This window comes from Pseudomonas sp. NPDC086581, assembly GCF_044746165.1.
Taxonomy (GTDB): Bacteria; Pseudomonadota; Gammaproteobacteria; order Pseudomonadales; family Pseudomonadaceae; genus Pseudomonas.
The window spans coordinates 31,882-50,279 of sequence record NZ_JBIVBR010000018.1; the positions used below are offsets into that span (position 1 = coordinate 31,882).

Sequence of the window (18,398 nt, forward strand, 5' to 3'; positions counted from 1 at the left end):
GCGCCGGATGTTCGGCCAAAGGCCTGCGCGATGCCTCCGCGCAGGCCTGACTTTGTAGCGGTTCCAACGTGCGCCGTTCGGTGCAGAGAGTGTCCGATGGTTACAGGGTGACCACGACTTTGCCGAACTGCTGGTTCGATTCCAGGTAGCGATAGGCCTCAACTATCTCGTCGAAGGCGAAGCTGCGAGCAATCACCGGGAGCAAGGCTCCGTCCGCCAGCCCGTCGAAGATGAAGTCCTTGGCCTGCTGCTGGCGAGCCGGGTCTTCCAGCACGTCATAGACCCGGTAGCCACGTAGGATCAGCGAGCGGCTCAACACTGCGAACAGCGGGAAGGGCGTGGGCTCAGGGCACAGGCCGCCGTATTCGATGAGGATGCCGCCTTCGGCCATGGCGGCGGTCAGCGGCTCGAAGATCGGGCCGCCCACGGGGTCGAATACCACTCGCGCGCCGAGCTTGCCGGTGACTTCCACCAGGCGCGAATGCAGGTCCTCCTCCTCGCTGGCGATGACTTCGGCGGCTCCTGCCGCGAACAGTGCTTCACGCTTGGCCGAGGTGCGGGTCACCGCAATGGGCACCGCGCCCACGCGGCGGGCGATCTGAATGGCCGCGAGACCGACGCTGCTGGAAGCTGCAGTGATGACCACATAATCCCCCTCACGCAGCCCGGCTACTTGAACCAGCGCGCCATAGGCGGTGAGGTATTGCATCCAGGTCGCGGCGGCCTCGGCCCAGGGTTGTCCCGGCGGGTTCTTCACCAGGCGCGTCTGCGGTACGACCAGGCGCTCGGCGTGAGTCGGATGCTGCCCCATCGATCTCGCGGGCAGCACGCTCACCGCGTCGCCCACGGCATACCCGCGCACCTCGCTGCCCACGTCCTCGATCACCCCTGTGGCTTCCAGCCCGAGGCCGGAGGGGAATTGCGGGCTTTCGATATAGCGGTCGGTGCGCAGCAGAACCTCGGCGCGGTTCAGCCCGAGCGCCTTGACCCGGATACTTACTTCATCCGCGCCAGGTTGACGCACTTCCACGGGCTCGAGACGCAGGACTTGGGGGCCGCCGATCTGGTGGAAGCGGACGGCACGGCTGGTGACTCTTTCCATTTGATGCTCCGATACGAAAGTTATTTGAAGTAAACGCACTATCCGCGATGGGAATTCGTGGATAAATGGCGTATAGACACATCGAGTCGTAATCAGGAGTTTCGAATGGATCGTCTGACCAGCATGGACGTCTTCGTCCGCGCGGTGGATCTTGGGTCATTCGCGGCGGCGGCAGACGCTCTGGAAATGTCCGCGCCCATGGTGGGCAAGCACGTTCGCTCTCTCGAAGAGCGCCTGGGCGCCCAGCTGCTGATACGCAGCACCCGCCGACAGAGCCTGACCGAGGCGGGGCGGATCTACTACGAGCGCTGTCGCGCGCTGCTGGCCGATGCGGAGGCGGCGGACATCCTGGTCGCTGGCGAAGTGGCCGAGCCGCGCGGCCGGCTGCGGGTGGCGATGCCGGTGCATTTTGGCAGGCGCTGTGTGGCGCCGGTTCTGCTTGAGCTGGCGGAGCGCTATCCGCGACTGGAACTGGACCTGCGCTTCAGCGACCGCCTGACGGATCTGGCGGAAGAGCAGATCGACCTGGCCATTCGCACCGGAGAGCCCCAACCCAGGGACGGCATCATCGCGCGGCGCATCGGCCGGCAACGCATGGTGGTGTGCGCGGCGCCGGCGTACCTGGAGGAGCACGGGCGCCCGGAGAGCATCGAAGAACTGGCCGACCATCGGGTCCTGGTCTACCACCGCGCCGGACGAATCAACCCCTGGCTGTTCCCCCGAGAAGGGCAGCCACCCGCGGAGTTCGCGCCGAGCTCCCGGCTGCGTTTCGACGACCTCGCAGCCCTTGCCGACGCGACGGTGCGCGGTATGGGGCTCGCTTGGTTGCCTTACTGGCTGGTACGCGAAGTCATCGACGGCGGGGCGCTGGAGGAGTTGCTGCGGTGGCAGCCGGGCTTCCTCTACGACGTCCATGCGACCTGGTTGCAGACCACCCAGTTGCCGCGCAAGGTGCGGCTGGCAATCGATGCGCTGGTCGAAGTGATACCCGGCCTGGAGACGCCGGCGCAGGAGCAGGGCGGCCTGGGCGCCGCCGGGGGCGTCACTCGGCCGGAGTGAGTTGTAGCACGCGATCGCGACCGCCTTCGGCGAGCAGGTAGTTACCCTTGCCGTCGGGCACGATGGACTGCGGCGCCTTGAGGAACGACAGGATGGTGCGCGGCTCGCCCTTGCCGTCCCACAGCAGCAGACGGGCGCGATGGGTGGAATCTTCGCTGATCCACAGTCCGCGGGCGTCGCACATCAGGAAGGTGGGCTGGTTAAGGCCGGAGAGCAGGACCGGGTCCTTGCCGTCGTCGCTGAACTGGTGCACCAGGCCTTTCTTCTTCTCGGTGTAGAGCAACTTGCCGTCGGTGCAGCGGGTAACGGATTCGGTTTCCTGCAGTTTGTCCCGCAGCACGGTCAGCTCGCCATCGCTCCATCGGTAGCGAAGCAGGCGGCCGTCGTCGCGGCGGTCTTCGATGGCATAGAGGTTCTCACCGTCGTTCCACAGGCCCTGTACGGACTGCCCCATGAACAGGTCAGTGACCTTGCCGTCCTTGAGCAGCTGAACCGGCTTGCCTTCGGATTCCTGGCTGAACACCCAGCCGCCCTGGGCAGCGATCATACCGTCAGGCTTGGACAGTCCGTCGACCATGACCCGGCGCTCTCCGTCGGCGGCAATGCGCAGGATGTTGCCCTTGTCCTTCTTCAGCTCCTGGCTGACCAGCAGTCCGCCGTCGGGCAGCGGCACCAGCGACGCGGCCTTCTGCACGTTCTTGTGCAGGACCGCGACGGACCAGCCATTGCCGGCCTGCACCGGGTAGAAATCCTGCCAGGCGAAGAAGCCAAGGGCGGCCAAGGCACTGGTGCCAGTGACGGTCAGGGCAAGGCGAATCAGCGAGCGACGGGGCGAACGCACGGAAGTCTGGGGCATGTATCGGCTGCCAAAAGCTGAGGGTGGGCAACGCTGGGGCGATCCTTTTGGATTTATGCCTTCCTGGCATCCAGCGTGCAGCAGGTCATGGTAACCAGACAGTTCATCGGCGGGCTAGGCTAAAACGTCATGACAAATGTCACGCCGCGCAGTGCGGCCACGCCGGGGCAATCGTTGTATAGCCGACCATATTGGGACGAATGTGCAGGGAATGGGTAGGCATCGCCCGGTGAACTAGCGGCTGTTTGCCGCGTTTGTGGTCCATGCGGGAGAATTGGGAAGACTCGCTGATGGCCATTGGCCTACAATTCCCGCGTCCTTTGCTGAGGACAATCCAGACGGCTGTTGCGGACAGGAAGTCCGCAACAGCCGTTTTCTTTTCCGCGTCTCACTGCGCCGGGCGTAGCGCCTGAACTGCGTCCAGCTTCTGCAGCAGTGGCGGCGCGCCGCGCAGGAACGTGCCGATCTGGCTGGCATCCATCGGCTTGCCGAACAGATACCCCTGCGCGCAATCGCATTCCAGCTGCTGCAACTGGCGAAGTTGCGCGGGGTTCTCCACACCCTCGGCAATCACCCTGAGGCCCAGTTCGCGGCCGAGCGCCAGGGCGTTGCGCAGCACGATGAGGCGGCGCGGGTCGCCATTGTTCGCGTCCGCTACCAGGTGGCGGTCGAGCTTCATCTCGGTGAACGGCAGCTCCATCAAGCGCTGCAGGGTGGAGTGGCCACAGCCGAAATCGTCGATGGCCAGGCCACAGCCCAGCAGGCGCAGACGCAGCACGTTCTCCAGGCTCAGCGGCGGCGCGCGCAGTGGCGAGGTCTCGGTCAGCTCGAAGGTGATGCGTCCAGGGTCGATGTCCAGTCGTCGCAGATTGCGCTCCACCGTGGCGGCAAAGTCGGTCTGGGCGATCTGTTCGGCTTCCAGGTTGAAGGACAGCTTCAGCTCTTTGTTGCCCAGGGGGCGAAGGGCCTCGACAGCCTGCGTCATCAGTTCGAAGAGCATGCCGTCGAGCTTGCCGGCCCGCCGCAGCCCCGGGAGGAACTCTCCGGGGAGCAGAAAGTTTCCGTCCTCCAACTGCCAGCGCGCCAGCACCTCGAACCCATAAACCTGCGCGGTCGCCACGGATACCTTGGGCTGCAGGTGCGCGCGCAGACGTCCACGTGGGGGCAGATTGGCGGCTTCGCCTACTTCATCCGCGGCGGCTTCATTCAGCGGCAGGCCAAGCCGTGCTTCCCTGGGTTGAAAGTCGGCGAGCAGTGTGCGCAAGCGCTCCAGGGTCGCGGCCTCGTTGCCCAGCCAGAACACCATCAAGCCTTGCAATTGCAGCAGGTGGGAGAGGGCGCTCCAGGTGCCTGGCACCATCTCCCCGCTGACCACTACGCCATGAGCGAGGCGCTCGCGGGCCACGGTCTGGAGCAGATCCAGGCGCGAGACCGGATCGATGCGCACATCGCAGATCAACAGGTGGACGCCGCCCTGGCTGCGCAGCCGATCCAGCGCGAAAGCATTGCTGGAGACTGCCGACAGGAAGCTGTAGCCCAGGTGCTGCAACGCAGTGACAGCGGTGGAACGGTGCAGGCCGGAAGCCTGGAGGACCAGGGCAGAGAGCGGAAGCATGGGGTTTTCTCATGTGAGACTGGTCCGACGCATTCTCGGAAATGCCTTCCGCGCTGTGAGGCGGATGATTCCAGTTCTTCTGTCAGGAAAATCCCATCGACGTTGGTGCGGAGAACTTGCCTGTCTCTCCCGGCTGCTCTGGCCTGCGCCTTCTCGGTTGGAAAAGGCAGTGAAACCCAAGGTCGACCCTCGTGGTCCCACATGTTAGGGTCCTTGGGCTCCCTTTCACGTCCGCAACGGCTACCCACGGCCGCGCGGCACGCCCTGAACAAGGAGAAATGGCTCATGTCACGTCCCGTATCAAGGGGACCTGTCGACACCGCCATGGTCCCGCATAGCGAGGCCTCAGCCACTGCGCTGCTGAACCTCTGGCTCAGCCGACCTCAGCAGACCGCACTGTTCCTGGATGTCGACGGAACCCTCCTGGACATCGCCGAATCACCCGGCGCGGTCGTCGTACCGCCTGGGCTGCTCGATGTCCTCACGCACTTGCATCGCCGACTCGACGGTGCCCTGGCCCTGATCAGCGGCCGGCCGGTCGAAGAGCTCGACCTGCTCATGCAACCCTTGCGCCTCGCCGCCAGCGGCGGCCACGGCGCTCACTGGCGCGAAAGCGGCGACAGCCCGATTCGCCGCACCACCAAGGACCTGCCCGCCAGCGTGCGAGTGCAGTTGAACGCCCTGGCGAACCGGCATGTCGGAATCCATGCCGAGGACAAGGGCAGCAGCTACGCGCTGCACTACCGCAACGCCCCCGCGCTGGCCGCCGACTTGCGTTCCGAGTTGCAGGCATTGCTGCGGGCGCCGGAAGGCGCAGGGCTGCGCTTGCTCAACGGCAAACAGGTCTACGAAGTCGTCCCCGAGGGCGTCGACAAGGCCCAGGCGATCCAGCGGCTGCTGGGCATGCCCGGCTTTGCCGGACGCCTGCCGCTATACATCGGCGATGACGTGACCGACGAACCCGCCATCGCGTTGATGCCTGCCCTGGGCGGCCTCGGCCTTTCGGTCGGACGTGCCTTGCCCGGTGCCAGCGCGGTGTTCAGCGACGCGGAGCAAGTCCGTGAAGCACTCATGCAAGCCGCAGGAGGAAATCACTGATGACGAACCGGCACGAAGGTGCTCTGGAACTGGGCCTGATCGGCAACTGCCGGGTGGCCGCCCTGGTCAACCCGCAGGCACGGCTGGTCTGGTGGTGCTACCCGAACTTCGACAGCGATCCGGCTTTCTCCCGGCTATTGGCCGGCGATGACGAGAAAGGCTTTGCCGACGTGGTGCTGGAGAACCAGATCAGCAGCACGTCCGACTATCAGCGCAATACGGCGATCATCACCACCGTGCTGCGCGACGACAACGGCGGCGCGGTGCGCATCACCGACTTCGCTCCGCGCTTCCTGCAACACGGCCACCTCTACCGGCCGGCGCAGCTATGCCGGCTGATCGAGCCCATCGAGGGCGTGCCGAAGATCACCCTTCGCGTGCGCCCGACCCATGGCTACGGCAAGCCCAGCCGGGGCACCAGCGGCTCCAGTCATATCCGCTACCTGCACGGCGACGAGCCGTTGCGCCTGACCACCGATGCGCCGCTGGCCTACATCCAGCACGAAACGCCGTTCGCCCTGCGCCACCCGTTAAGCCTGGTGATCGGCCTCGACGAACCGCTCGACAACGCTCCCGGCGAAGTAGTCCGCGATTACCTCAAACGCACCCAGAACCACTGGCACGACTGGGTGCGGGGGCTGGCCATCTGCTTCGAATGGCAGCAGGTGGTGATCCGTTCGGCTATTACCCTGAAGCTGTGCAATTTCGAAGACACCGGGGCGATCATCGCCGCGGCCACCACCTCCGTGCCGGAGGCGCCGGACTCGCAGCGCAACTGGGACTACCGCTACTGCTGGCTGCGCGACGCCTACTTCGTGATCCTCGCCCTGAACCGCCTGGGCGCCACGCGGACCATGGAGGGCTACATCGACTTCATCACTACCGTGGCCAGCGGAAATGCCGAGCTCAAGCCGCTGTATGGGATCATCCCCAACCAGGTCCTCACCGAACGCATCGAGCCGGAGCTCGCCGGCTTCCTCAACCACGCGCCGGTGCGCGTCGGCAACCAGGCCGTGGAGCAGAACCAGCACGATGTGTTCGGCTCGGTAGCGCTGGCGGTGTTGCAGAGCTTCGTCGATGAGCGCCTGCCCAACCCCAGCAGCGACGGCATGCTGCAACTGCTGGAGAACCTCGCCGCCAAGGCCGTGCACGCGGCTTTCGAGCCCGATGCCGGCATCTGGGAATACCGTGGTCGCCAGCGCATCCACACCCATTCCGCGCTGCTCTGCTGGGTTGCCTGCGACCGCGTCGGGCGCATCGCCAAACGCCTGGGGCGCGACGAGGAAGCTGGCGGTTGGATGGACAAGGCCGCCAACCTGCGCGAACGCATCCTCGCCGAGGCCTGGAGCGAGAAGATGCAGTGCTTCACTGGCGCCTTTGGCCACGACGACCTCGATGCCAGTGTGCTGCTGATGAACGAGCTGGGCATCATCGAGGCCGACGACCCGCGCTTCATCGCCACAGTCGAGTGCATCGGCCGCGAACTCAACGTCAACGGGCAGATGCTGCGCTACGCCGCCGCGGATGATTTCGGCGTGCCGGAAACTGCCTTCCTGGTGGTGAAGTTCTGGTACCTCGACGCGCTGGCGGCCATCGGCCGCATCGATGAGGCGCGCCAGCTGTTCGAGCAACTGATCGCCGCGCGCAACCGCTACGGACTGCTCTCCGAGGACCTCCACCCGGAGACCGGCGAACTCTGGGGGAACATTCCGCAGACCTACTCCATGGCCGGTCTGATCAACTCCGCCATGCGTCTTTCCATTGGTTGGGAGGAAGGCCTATGCCGCGCCTCGTGGTGATTTCCAATCGGGTCGCGATCCCCGATGAAAACGGCCCGGCGCCGGGCGGTCTGGCCGTGGCGGTGGACGCCGCCATGCGCAACCGCGAGGGCATCTGGTTCGGCTGGAGCGGCGAGAAGGCCGAGGAGCCAGGCCCGCCGACCATGGTCCAGCGCGACAACCTGCAGTACATACTCACCGACCTGCACCCGCAGGACTTCGATGAGTACTACAACGGCTTCGCCAATCGCGTGCTCTGGCCGATCCTGCATTACCGGGTCGACCTGGCCGAATTCAACGAAGCCGAGTTCGGCGGTTACCAGCGGGTCAACGAGTTCTTCGCCGAGCGCCTGAGCCCGTTGCTGGAGGAGGACGACGTCCTCTGGGTCCACGACTACCACCTGATCCCCCTGGCTGCCGCCTTGAGGCAGCGCGGGCACGGCAACCGTATCGGCTTCTTCCTGCACATCCCGATGCCGCCGGCCGACCTCATCACCGCGCTGCCGCACCACGACGAACTGATCCGCGCGCTGACCCAGTACAACCTGATCGGCTTCCAGACCGAGAATGACGCCAGCAACTTTGCCCGCTACTTGACTCGCGTGGTCGGAGCGGCAACGCCAGATGGGCGGCGTTATCACCTGGAGGACCAGCATTTTCGCGTCGGTGTCTTCCCGGTGGGCGTCGACGCTGCAGGTTTCCGCCGGCTGGCAGAGGAGGCCGCGCAGAGCCAGGCGGCCGAGGACCTGCGCGAAAGCCTGGGCGGCCGCTCGCTGATGGTGGGGGTGGACCGTCTCGACTACTCCAAGGGCATCGTCAACCGGCTGGACGGCTACGAGCGCTTCCTCGAGCGCAACCCGGACTGGCACAACCGCGTCACCTGCCTGCAGATATCGCCTGGCAGCCGCCAGGACATTCCCGAGTACGTCGACATCGATGCCGCCGTGAGTGCGCGGGTAGGGCATATCAATGGGCGTTTCGGCGCCGTGTCCTGGGTGCCGCTGCGTTATGTGGCGCGCAATCACCAGCGCGCGGACATCGCGATGGTCATGCGCCATGCACGGATCGGCTTGGTGACGCCGCTGCGGGATGGGATGAACCTGGTGGCCAAGGAATTCGTCGCTGCCCAGGACCCGGACGATCCCGGCGTGCTGATCCTCTCCCAGTTCGCGGGCGCCGCCGCCGAGCTGGGCGGCGCGCTGATCATCAACCCCCATGACCGCGACGCCCTGGCCGACGCCATGCTCAAGGCCCTGCGCATGCCCCTCAGGGAGCGCCAGGCACGCCACCGCGACATGTATGCGGTGCTGGAGGCCAACGACATCCGTTTCTGGGGGCCGAGTTTCATCGACGCGCTGACGCGGCCGGGCAGGGCGCTGAACTGGCTGTCGAACCATTACCTGGGCCACTGATACGCAAAACCCCGCCGTGCGGGGTTTTCTTCATGCATTCAAAATGCTCAGGGCGCCGGCTTCTTGCCCTCGGACTTCGCCCACTGCGACTTTCGCTCGACCTTCACTGCCAGTTGGCCAACGGGGATTTCCTGGATTTCGCCGCCCTGGGAAAGGAAAGCGGCAATCTTTTCATCGAGCTCCGAACGTTCGCGAATCAGCTGTGAATCAGTCATGAAGTCACCTTTGCGTTGGGCGCCAAACCGGCCCGGTCAGCCTACACGTCTTTTGTGAATTTGGCCGGGATAGCTCGACCATTTGTCAAAATCACCACTGGTCGTGAAAAAAAGCTATGAATTAGCGCCAAACCTTGTATTCTGCATGGGCTGCCTGCCCAGTAACGAGTTCCGCGACTTGATGTTCTTCTACAAGATGCTCCATCTCCTCGGCACCTCTTCACTACGCATTCAGCTCATCGCCGGTCGGCTTTCGGCCGGCCTTTAGCATTCTTTTAGGAGACAACATCATGTCCGATCGTCAAAACGGCATCGTCAAGTGGTTCAACGCTGAGAAGGGCTTCGGCTTCATCACCCCGGAAAGCGGCCCGGACGTATTCGTTCACTTCCGTCAGATCGAAGGCAACGGCTACAAGTCCCTCGACGAAGGCCAGAAGGTCAGCTTCGTTGTGACTGCCGGCCAGAAAGGCCCGCAAGCTGAACAAGTTCGCGCTGTCTAATCGACATCGCTGACGAAAGAGCCCCGCTTCGGCGGGGCTTTTTTTTACCTGCGATTTGTCCCGATGACTCTTTCGGGCGCGCAAATAAAAACGCCCGGTGCAGTGCGCCGGGCGTTTTTCGTGGCTGGGCGCTGAGCGCCCAGGTCATTCCTGTTGCGGGTCGAACTGCTTGTCGCGGATCAGCAGGGCGGGGATGACGCCGCAGATGAAGTACGCCGCGCCCATCACAAGGAAGCCCACGCCAATGGACATCTGCGTGGCGAGGAAGCCAATCACCGCCGGGGCGATGGCTGCGCCGATGCGGCCGATGTTGTACGCACCACCGACTGCCGTGCCACGGAAGGCGGCGGCGAAGCTCTCGGTCATGTAGGTCGCGTTCACACCGTACGGGATACCATAGAGGAAGCCGAACACCACCAGCATCCAGAGAATGTTCTCGGGGCTGTGGAACAGCACGATCACCGGCAGGAATACCGCAGTGCCCAGGGCGCCGAAGGAGAATACGGTGCGGCGGCCGAACCAGTCGGCGGCGACGCCGGCCAGCACCTTGCCGAGGATCATCGCGGCGTAGGTGCCCACCAGGTAGGAGGTCATCGCCTTGAAGTTCATGCCCATCTCGGTTTCCAGGTACGACGGCATCCAGTTGTTCACGCCGTAGTAGCCGAACTGCAGGAAGCCGGCGGTCAGTGCCCAGAACAGGAACATGCGGCTGGCCTTCGGATCGCTGAAGATCTGGCGGAAGGCATTCTGCCGCGGCGCGACGGGCTGGCTCGACGGGCCGGCGGACTTGCGCTGCTGGCGTTCGGCCTGCGCCTGGACCCAGGCGGCGGGTTCGGGGATGAGCTTGCGCATCGCCACGGCCAGCACTACCGGAATGATGGCGATGTAGAACAGGTAGCGCCAGCCGTGGTCCGGCAGGATCCAGCCGGCCAGCAGGGTGGCGACGATGTAGCCGACCGACCAGCCGGCCTGCAGGGTGCCGAGCACGGTGGTGCGGTACTTGGTCGGTACGTACTCGGCCATCAGCGTGTTGCAGGCCACGTACAGGGCGCCGAGGCCCAGCGAGGCGACGAAGCGCGCTGCGGCGAACTGCCAGTAGTTGTGGGTCAGTCCGAGCACTGCGGTGCCGACGGAGAACAGCACGATGGTCCAGACCACCGTCCTGACCCGGCCGAAGCGGTCGCAGGCCCAGCCGCCGTAGATGCCACCGAAGGCCATGCCGGCCAGGGTGACGCTGCCCAGGCTGCCGGCCTGGAGGTTGCTCAGGCCGAACTCGGCCTTGAGGCTGGTGAGACTGTAGGAGAGGAGCATCAGGTCTGCGCCATCGATCAGCAGGCCGATGAAGCAGAAGGCGAAGACCAGGACCCAGGTCTTGCTCTGAGTGGCAGCGGTTGCAGCCGTTGCGGAAGCAGTGTTTTCCATGAACGAATTACCTGTTGTAGTTGTTGGCGGGGCGGTTGGCCGACCCTCGGTAAGCGTGCGTGCGAATCCTGCCGGCAGGCGCGTGGTGCGTGGCCACGCGCTGCCGAATTGGGTGCCTCAGTGCCTGTTTGTCAGGACTGGGCTTCGCGGATCATGTTGCGGGCGATGATCACCTGCTGGATCTGGGTGGTGCCCTCGTAGAGTCGGAACAGGCGGACGTCGCGGTAGAAGCGCTCGATGGCGTACTCGCTGACGTAGCCGGCGCCGCCGTGGATCTGTACGCAGCGGTCGGCCACGCGGCCGCACATCTCGGTGGCGAACATCTTCGCGCAGGAGGCTTCGGTGCTGACGTTCCGGCCCTCATCGCGCTTGCGCGCGGCGTCCAGCACCATGCAGCGGGCGGCGTAGATCTCGGCCTTGCTGTCGGCCAGCATTGCCTGGATCAGCTGGAACTCGGCGATCGGCTGGCCGAACTGCTTGCGCTCCAGGGCGTATTGCAGCGCGTCGGCGAGCATGCGCTCGGCGGCGCCGACACTCAGCGCGGCGATGTGCAGGCGGCCCTTGTCGAGTACCTTCATGGCGGTCTTGAAGCCCACGCCCTCGACGCCGCCGATCAGTTGGCTGGCGGGGATGCGCACGTTGTCGAAGATCACGTCGCTGGTGTGCGCGCCTTTCTGGCCCATCTTGTGGTCCGGCTTGCCCAGGGAGATGCCCGGCGTGCCGCGCTCGACGATGAACGCGCTGATGCCGGCGGAACCCTTGATCGCCGGGTTGGTGCGGGCCATCACCGTATAGATGCCGGCATGCGGGGCGTTGGTGATGAAGCGCTTGGTGCCGTTGAGCACATAGAAGTCGCCATCGCGCACGGCGGTGGTTTTCAGCGAAGCGGCGTCGGAACCCGAGTCCGGCTCGGTCAGGCAGAAGGCGCTGAGCAGTTCGCCGCTGGCGAGCCTGGGCAGGTAGTGGGCTTTCTGCTCCGGCGTGCCGTCGATCAGGATGCCGATGGAGCCGATGCCGTTGTTGGTGCCGATGTAGGAACGGAAGGCGGGGGAGGTGCGGCCGAGTTCGAAGGTGATGTTCACCTCTTCTTCCATGGTCACGCCCAGGCCGCCGAACTCTTCGGGGATGGTCAGGCCGAACAGGCCCATCTCGCGCATCTGCTGGACGATGTCCTGCGGGATTGCGTCGGTCTCGGCGACCTCGTTCTCCCGCGGGATCAGCACTTCGCCGACGAACTGGTGGATGGAATCCAGAAGTATCTGCAGCGTTTCTGGGTCTCGGATCATGTGCACTCCTCAAAAGGCCCGCGAGCGGGCCTGTCTTCCGAGGCACCGTCACCCGAGATTCAGCGAGCGGCGGCACCTATGTTGTTGACCATGTTGATCAGGCGGGGCCCGATGTCGTCCTCGAGCTTCTCGCGTGTCAGCTGGAAGCTCGGGCCGCCGCAGTTGAAGGCCAGGAGCCCGTACTGCGGATGTACCAAGGGCACGGCGACGGAGTTGACGTCGCGGTGCCATTCGCCGATCGACAGGCAGTAGCCGTAATCGGTGAAGTCCCTGAAGGCGCGGTCCAGACCCTTGCGGATGGCCGGCCAGTTTTCCGGTTCGCGCTGGCGAACGTGGTCGAGCAGGAATTCCCGCTCGTTCTCCGGCATCGCCGCGAGGCACGCGCGGCCCACCGAACTCGCCGCCAGCGGCAGGTAACTGCCTATCTGCCGGCGCATCGTCATGTTTCCCTGGCCCTGCACGACGTCCACATAGACCATCTGCAGGCGGTCGCGGGCAGCCATGGCCACCGCCGCCTGGGCGTGGTTGGCCAGTTCCTCCATCAGCGGATGGGCCACCGCGCGGATCGACAGGTTCGACAGCATCGCGTAGCCGAAACCCAGTACGCCGACGTCCAGTTGGTACTTGCCCGAATGCACCTCGCGCTTGAGGCAACCCAGGCGCATCAGGGTGTTGGTCAGGCGTGTCACGGTCGGCTTGGGCAGGTCGGTCTTGCGGGCCAGGTCCTGGTTGCTCAGCACGTTTTCCCGTGGCGTGAAGCAACGCAGGATCTCCAGGCCGCGAGCCAGGGCCGTCACGAACTGGCCGCTGTTTTCCTCTTCGCTCAGTGCCGTGGCGGGGTCATACAGTCCCCGTTCCAGCAGGCCGATCTCACCTTCGTTTTTCGTCGGCGCAGCCGAATCCATCTCCGTCTTGTTGCGGCGCATGGTAGAACCCCTATTCACGGAAAATCAATAAAATAAAATGCAGTTTCGTCAGGCGAAATTGTAATAGGTCTGGGAACGATAGTACAGGTGCACCCTTAAAAATATTAAAAGCCTCGTATTTAAAGGCCTTGAGAGGGTGTGCCGATCTTCACCGTTTACAGGCTGGATTGGGTGTCACTATGATGAAATCGAAATACGGAATGTAGTTTCGTCAGACGAAACATATAAGAGGTCAGAGCTCCAATGAATACCAGCGTGGTTCATCTCGATATCCAGGCCGATGGTGTGGCGGTCGTCCGCATCGACCGACCGGAAGCCAAGAACGCCTTGAATGCTGCCGTGCGCCAGCAGCTGGCCGAGCACTTCCGTGCCCTGAGCGAAAACCGCGACGTTCGCGCGGTGGTGCTGACCGGCGGCGAGGAGTGCTTCGTCGCTGGGGCGGACATCCGCGAATTCGCCCAAGCCAGCCCCATCGAGATGTACCGCCGTCACACCGAGCTGCTGTGGGAAGCCATCTCGCACTGCCCGAAGCCGGTGATCGCCGCCGTGAATGGCTTCGCCCTGGGCGGCGGCTGCGAGCTGGCGATGCACTGCGACATCATCGTCGCCGGTGAGTCGGCACGCTTCGGCCAGCCGGAAGTGAAGCTCGGACTGATGCCCGGCGCGGGTGGCACCCAGCGGCTGATCCGCGCCGTGGGCAAGTTCCAGGCGATGCGCATTGCCCTGACCGGCTGCCTGATCAAGGCGCCGGAAGCCCTGGCCATCGGCATGCTCAGCGAGGTGGTGGAAGATGCACGCACGCTGCCCCGAGCGCTGGAGCTGGCCGCCGAGATCGCCGCGCTGCCGCCGCTGGCCGTGGCGCAGATCAAGGAAGTGATGCTCGCCGGCGCCGACCTGCCGCTGGAAAGCGCCCTGACCCTGGAGCGCAAGGCCTTCCAGCTGCTGTTCGATTCGCAGGACCAGAAGGAGGGCGCCGCCGCCTTCCTGGAAAAACGCCAAGCCAGCTTCCTGGGGGAATGAGCATGACCCTTTCTTTCGAGCGCATCGAGCGCATAGCGATTGTCGGCACCGGTGTCATGGGCAGCGGCATCGCCCAGATCGCTGCCCAGGCCGGCATCCAGGTGAAACTCTTCGACGCCCGCGACGGCGCCGCGCAAAGCGCCCGCGACAACCTCGGCCGGACCCTCGCCAAGCTAGCGGAGAAGGGCAAGATCACCACCGCCGAGGCCGACGCCACCCTGGCGCGGCTGCTGGTCGCCGGCTCCCTGAGCGAGCTGGCGGATTCCGATCTGGTGGTCGAGGCGATCATCGAGCGCCTGGATGCCAAGCAGTCGCTGCTGGCCGAGCTGGAAGCCGTGGTCAGCGCCGACTGCATTCTCGCGACCAATACCTCGTCGCTGTCGGTCACCAGCATCGCCCGTGGCTGCCAGCATCCGCAGCGAGTGGCAGGCTTCCACTTCTTCAACCCGGTGCCGCTGATGAAGGTGGTCGAGGTGATCGACGGCCTGGCCAGCGACCCGCAGGTCGGCGACCGTCTGGTGGCGCTCGCCGCGCGCATGGGCCATCGCGGTATCCGCGCCAAGGACACCCCCGGCTTCATCATCAACCACGCCGGCCGCGCCTACAGCACCGAAGCCCTGCAGATGCTCAAGGAAGCCATCGCCGAACCGGCCGATATCGACCGCATCCTGCGCGAAGGCCTGGGTTTCCGCATGGGACCGCTGGAACTGTTCGACCTCACCGCGCTGGACGTTTCGCACCCGGTGATCGAGTCCATCTATAACCAGTTCTACCAGGAGCCGCGCTATCGCCCGGCGGCGCTGACCCGGCAGATGCTCGAAGCCGGCTTCGTCGGGCGCAAGGTCGGGCGCGGCTTCTATCGCTATGCCGACGGCGAGATGATCGATGCGCCCGCACCGCAACCGGTGCCGAACGTGGCCGCAATGCCGCCGGTGTGGATCGGCGCGGAGAACGACCAGGACCGCGAACGCCTCGGCGAACTGCTGAAGCAGCTTGGCGCGAAGCTGGAGCAGGGCGCCCAGCCGAGCAGCGAGGCGCTGTGCCTGCTGGCGCCCTATGGCGTGGATGCCACCACGGCGTGCCAGACCTTCGGCACCGACCCGGCGCGCACCCTGTGCATCGACCTGCTGCTGGACCCGCAACGCCACCGCTGCCTGATGCAGAACCCGGCGACCGCCCCGGCCATGCGCGACGCCGCCCATGCGCTGCTGGCCGCCGATGGCGTGGGCGTCACGGTGATCAATGACAGCGTCGGCTTCGTCGCCCAGCGCGTACTGGCGCTGATCGTCAACCTGGCCGGCGATATCGTTCAGCAGCGCATCGCCAGCGTCGATGACCTCGACGAAGGCGTGCGCCGTGGCCTGGGTTACCCGCAAGGCCCGCTGGCCTGGGGCGACAGCGTCGGCCCGGCGCGCCTGCAGACCATTCTCGAACGCATGACCGGCCTGACCGGCGACGCTCGCTATCGCCCCGGCCCCTGGCTGCGCCGCCGCGCCGCGCTGGGGTTGTCGCTGCGCCACGCCGAGCCCGCGCTGGGCTGAGGCCCGGCGCCCACCTCTTTCAAGGAGATTTCCATGCTCAATGCCTTTATCTACGCCGGACTGCGCACCCCCTTCGGGCGCCATGGCGGCGCCCTGGCCCCGGTACGCCCGGACGACCTGATCGCCCAGGTGATCCGCGAACTGCTGGCCCGCACCAGCGTGCCCGGCGAGGCCATCGAGGACGTGATCCTCGGCAACACTAACCAGGCCGGTGAAGACAGCCGCAACGTCGCCCGCCATGCCGCGCTGCTCGCCGGCCTGCCGGTGACCGTGCCGGGGCAGACGGTGAACCGCCTGTGCGCCAGCGGCTTGGCGGCCGTCATTGACGCGGCGCGTGCCGTGACCTGTGGCGAAGGCGAACTGTTCGTCGCTGGCGGGGTGGAAAGCATGTCCCGCGCGCCCTTCGTCATGGCCAAGGCCGAGGCCGCCTACAGCCGCGACCTGACAGTATTCGACAGCACCATCGGCGCGCGCTTCCCCAACCCGAAGATCGTCGCCGGCTTCGGCAACGACACTATGCCGGAGACCGGCGACAACGTGGCCCGCGAGTTCGGCATCAGCCGCGAACAGGCCGACCGCTTCGCCGCCTGTTCCCAGGCCAACTATGAAGCCGCCCGCAAGGCTGGTTTCTTCGCCGGGGAAATCCTCCCGGTCAGCGTGCCTACCGGACGCAAGACGCCGCCGAACCTGGTCGAGCAGGATGAACATCCGCGTCCGTCTTCCGACGAAGCCGCGCTGGCGCGCCTGAAGCCGCTGTCCGAAGGCGGCGTGGTCACTGCCGGCAACGCTTCCGGTGTCAACGATGGTGCGGCTGCGCTGCTGATCGGTTCCGCTGCGGCGGGTGAGCGCCACGGCCTCAAGCCGCTCGCGCGGATTCTCTCGGCGGCGGCGGTCGGCGTGGAGCCGCGCATCATGGGTGTCGGCCCGGTGGAGGCGATCAACAAGGCACTTGCCCGTGCCGAACTGACCCTTGCCGACATGGACATCATCGAGATCAACGAAGCCTTCGCCTCCCAGGTGCTCGGCTGCCTGCACAGCCTGGGCGTGGACTTCGACGATGCACGGGTCAATCCCAATGGCGGCGCCATCGCCGTCGGCCACCCGCTGGGCGCTTCCGGCGCGCGGCTGGCGCTGAGCGTGGCGCGACAACTGCAGCGCACGGGTCAACGCTATGCGGTGATCAGCCTGTGCATCGGTGTGGGCCAGGGGCTCGCCATGGTTATCGAGCGCGCGTAAGCGCGCCTGCGAGGAATTGAAGATGGGTGCTTTGAGCGGATACCGCGTACTCGATCTCAGCCGCGTGCTGGCCGGCCCCTGGTGCGGCCAGGTGCTGGCCGACCTGGGCGCGGAAGTGATCAAGATCGAACGTCCCGGCGTGGGTGACGACACCCGCGGCTGGGGCCCGCCTTACATGAAGGCTGCCGACGGCTCGGACAGCTCCGAGGCGGCGTACTACCAGTCGACCAACCGCAACAAGCTGTCGGTGGCGCTGAACCTGGCGACAGAAGAAGGCCAGGCGCTGGTGCGCGCCCTGGCCTGCGAGTGCGACGTGCTGATCGAGAACTACAAGGCCGGCTCGCTGGCCAAGTACGGGCTGGATTACGACAGCCTGTCCAAGGTCAATCCGCGCCTGGTCTACTGCTCCATCACCGGCTTCGGCCAGACCGGCCCGCGCGCCGAAGAGCCCGGCTACGACTTCATCATCCAGGGCATGGGCGGGCTGATGAGCATCACCGGCGAGAAGGACGGCGTGCCCGGCGCCAGCCCGCAGAAGGTCGGTGTCGCCGTGTCCGACGTAATGACCGGCCTGTACTCGGTGGTCGCCATCCAGGCCGCGCTGCTGGCGCGGGAGAAGACCGGCCGCGGACAGCACTGCGACATGGCGCTGCTCGACGTGCAGGTCGCCATGCTCGGCAACCAGAGTCAGAACTACCTCGCCACCGGCCGCTCGCCGGGCCGCCAGGGCAATGCCCACGTCAACATCGTGCCGTACCAGGTGTTCAGCGCGCAGGACATGGACTTCATTATCGCCTGCGGCAACGACAGCCAGTTCGTCTCGCTGTGCGACGCCATCGGCCTGCCCGAACTGCCGAAGGACCCGCGCTTCACCCGCAACGCCGACCGCGTGCGCAACCGCGACGTGATCGTCGGCAAGCTGGCCGAACACTTCCAGGGCGACACCGCCGACAACTGGGTGCGGCGCATCCACGCGATGAAGGTGCCGGTCGGCGTGATCAACGATATCGGCCGCGCGCTGGACGAGCCGCAGGTGGTCGCCCGCGACATGCTGGTGGAGATTCCCCACGCGCAGAACCCTGCGTTCCGCATGGTCGGCAGCCCGCTGAAGCTGTCCGAGACCCCGGTGGAGTACCAGCGCCCGGCGCCCATGCTCGGCGAACACACCGACGAGGTGCTCAAGCGCCGCCTGGGGCTCGACGACGCGCGCCTGGCTGTGCTCAAGGCCGAGGGTGTGATCGAACAGTTGGGCAAACCCTGACGCTTCAATGCTCGCAAGAGAGTAGGGCGCATAACGCGCCAGCGTTATCCGCCCTACGTTCGTTGAGTTCG

Annotated in this window: 16 protein-coding genes; 9 read left to right on the forward strand and 7 right to left on the reverse strand. The window is 65.5% G+C overall.

Annotation, left to right across the window (positions count from 1 at the left end; genetic code table 11):
• Nucleotides 1–100 precede the first annotated feature (100 nt).
• Nucleotides 101–1,102, reverse strand: a complete 1,002-nt coding sequence (locus ACIPK7_RS27310) for a zinc-dependent alcohol dehydrogenase family protein (protein WP_401091370.1) — start codon at nucleotides 1,100–1,102, stop codon at nucleotides 101–103.
• 105 nt (nucleotides 1,103–1,207) lie between these two features.
• Between ACIPK7_RS27310 and ACIPK7_RS27315 the strand changes: the two genes are divergently transcribed.
• A complete protein-coding gene (locus tag ACIPK7_RS27315; RefSeq protein WP_192430996.1) occupies nucleotides 1,208–2,161 on the forward strand; it encodes a LysR family transcriptional regulator in 954 nt (317 codons plus the stop codon).
• Here ACIPK7_RS27315 and ACIPK7_RS27320 read toward each other — a convergent pair.
• Nucleotides 2,145–3,017 carry a hypothetical protein gene (locus ACIPK7_RS27320; protein WP_192430997.1) on the reverse strand — a complete coding sequence of 291 codons (873 nt, stop codon included), beginning with the start codon at nucleotides 3,015–3,017 and terminating at the stop codon, nucleotides 2,145–2,147. The genes ACIPK7_RS27315 and ACIPK7_RS27320 overlap by 17 nt on opposite strands.
• Nucleotides 3,018–3,405: 388 nt before the next feature.
• Complete coding sequence (locus tag ACIPK7_RS27325) at nucleotides 3,406–4,632, reverse strand: EAL domain-containing protein (protein WP_401091373.1); 1,227 nt, start codon at nucleotides 4,630–4,632, stop codon at nucleotides 3,406–3,408.
• Nucleotides 4,633–4,917: 285 nt separating this feature from the next.
• Here ACIPK7_RS27325 and otsB point away from each other — a divergent pair, with 285 nt between their 5' ends.
• Genes otsB through otsA form a run of 3 tightly spaced genes read left to right on the forward strand, consistent with a single transcriptional unit; the run spans nucleotide 4,918 to nucleotide 8,920 of the window.
• Nucleotides 4,918–5,730, forward strand: coding sequence for a trehalose-phosphatase (gene otsB, locus ACIPK7_RS27330; protein ID WP_401091375.1), 813 nt, complete (start codon nucleotides 4,918–4,920; stop codon nucleotides 5,728–5,730).
• Nucleotides 5,730–7,529 (forward strand): glycoside hydrolase family 15 protein, encoded by a 1,800-nt coding sequence (locus ACIPK7_RS27335; RefSeq protein ID WP_401091377.1) that lies wholly within the window; start codon nucleotides 5,730–5,732, stop codon nucleotides 7,527–7,529. The genes otsB and ACIPK7_RS27335 overlap by 1 nt, the downstream gene beginning before the upstream one ends.
• Nucleotides 7,511–8,920 carry an alpha,alpha-trehalose-phosphate synthase (UDP-forming) gene (gene otsA, locus ACIPK7_RS27340; RefSeq protein WP_192431000.1) on the forward strand — a complete coding sequence of 470 codons (1,410 nt, stop codon included), beginning with the start codon at nucleotides 7,511–7,513 and terminating at the stop codon, nucleotides 8,918–8,920. Before ACIPK7_RS27335 ends, otsA begins: the two co-directional genes overlap by 19 nt.
• A gap of 47 nt (nucleotides 8,921–8,967) precedes the next feature.
• On the opposite strand, the gene ACIPK7_RS27345 is transcribed toward otsA, so the two are convergent.
• On the reverse strand, nucleotides 8,968–9,135 hold the full coding sequence (locus ACIPK7_RS27345) for a hypothetical protein (protein WP_184596138.1): 168 nt from the start codon (nucleotides 9,133–9,135) through the stop codon (nucleotides 8,968–8,970).
• A 290-nt stretch (nucleotides 9,136–9,425) separates the two neighbouring features.
• Between ACIPK7_RS27345 and ACIPK7_RS27350 the strand changes: the two genes are divergently transcribed.
• Nucleotides 9,426–9,635: a cold-shock protein gene (locus tag ACIPK7_RS27350; protein ID WP_017518411.1), complete on the forward strand. Its 210-nt coding sequence runs from the start codon at nucleotides 9,426–9,428 to the stop codon at nucleotides 9,633–9,635.
• Nucleotides 9,636–9,779: 144 nt separating this feature from the next.
• On the opposite strand, the gene ACIPK7_RS27355 is transcribed toward ACIPK7_RS27350, so the two are convergent.
• The 3 genes from ACIPK7_RS27355 to ACIPK7_RS27365 all read right to left on the reverse strand — a co-directional run bounded on the left by ACIPK7_RS27355 (nucleotide 9,780) and on the right by ACIPK7_RS27365 (nucleotide 13,269).
• Nucleotides 9,780–11,057 carry an MFS transporter gene (locus ACIPK7_RS27355; RefSeq protein ID WP_401091379.1) on the reverse strand — a complete coding sequence of 426 codons (1,278 nt, stop codon included), beginning with the start codon at nucleotides 11,055–11,057 and terminating at the stop codon, nucleotides 9,780–9,782.
• 131 nt (nucleotides 11,058–11,188) lie between these two features.
• Nucleotides 11,189–12,343 carry an acyl-CoA dehydrogenase family protein gene (locus ACIPK7_RS27360; RefSeq protein ID WP_401091381.1) on the reverse strand — a complete coding sequence of 385 codons (1,155 nt, stop codon included), beginning with the start codon at nucleotides 12,341–12,343 and terminating at the stop codon, nucleotides 11,189–11,191.
• 59 nt (nucleotides 12,344–12,402) lie between these two features.
• Nucleotides 12,403–13,269, reverse strand: a complete 867-nt coding sequence (locus ACIPK7_RS27365; protein WP_081520824.1) for an IclR family transcriptional regulator — start codon at nucleotides 13,267–13,269, stop codon at nucleotides 12,403–12,405.
• A gap of 243 nt (nucleotides 13,270–13,512) precedes the next feature.
• Between ACIPK7_RS27365 and ACIPK7_RS27370 the strand changes: the two genes are divergently transcribed.
• Genes ACIPK7_RS27370 through ACIPK7_RS27385 form a run of 4 tightly spaced genes read left to right on the forward strand, consistent with a single transcriptional unit; the run spans nucleotide 13,513 to nucleotide 18,327 of the window.
• Complete coding sequence (locus ACIPK7_RS27370; protein WP_401091383.1) at nucleotides 13,513–14,289, forward strand: enoyl-CoA hydratase; 777 nt, start codon at nucleotides 13,513–13,515, stop codon at nucleotides 14,287–14,289.
• Entirely contained in the window at nucleotides 14,286–15,830 is a 1,545-nt protein-coding gene (locus tag ACIPK7_RS27375) for a 3-hydroxyacyl-CoA dehydrogenase (RefSeq protein WP_401091385.1), read from the forward strand. Before ACIPK7_RS27370 ends, ACIPK7_RS27375 begins: the two co-directional genes overlap by 4 nt.
• Before the next feature lie 33 nt (nucleotides 15,831–15,863).
• Nucleotides 15,864–17,066: a 3-oxoadipyl-CoA thiolase gene (locus ACIPK7_RS27380; RefSeq protein WP_401091387.1), complete on the forward strand. Its 1,203-nt coding sequence runs from the start codon at nucleotides 15,864–15,866 to the stop codon at nucleotides 17,064–17,066.
• A 22-nt stretch (nucleotides 17,067–17,088) separates the two neighbouring features.
• Nucleotides 17,089–18,327: a CaiB/BaiF CoA transferase family protein gene (locus ACIPK7_RS27385; RefSeq protein ID WP_401091389.1), complete on the forward strand. Its 1,239-nt coding sequence runs from the start codon at nucleotides 17,089–17,091 to the stop codon at nucleotides 18,325–18,327.
• Nucleotides 18,328–18,398: the final 71 nt, after the last annotated feature.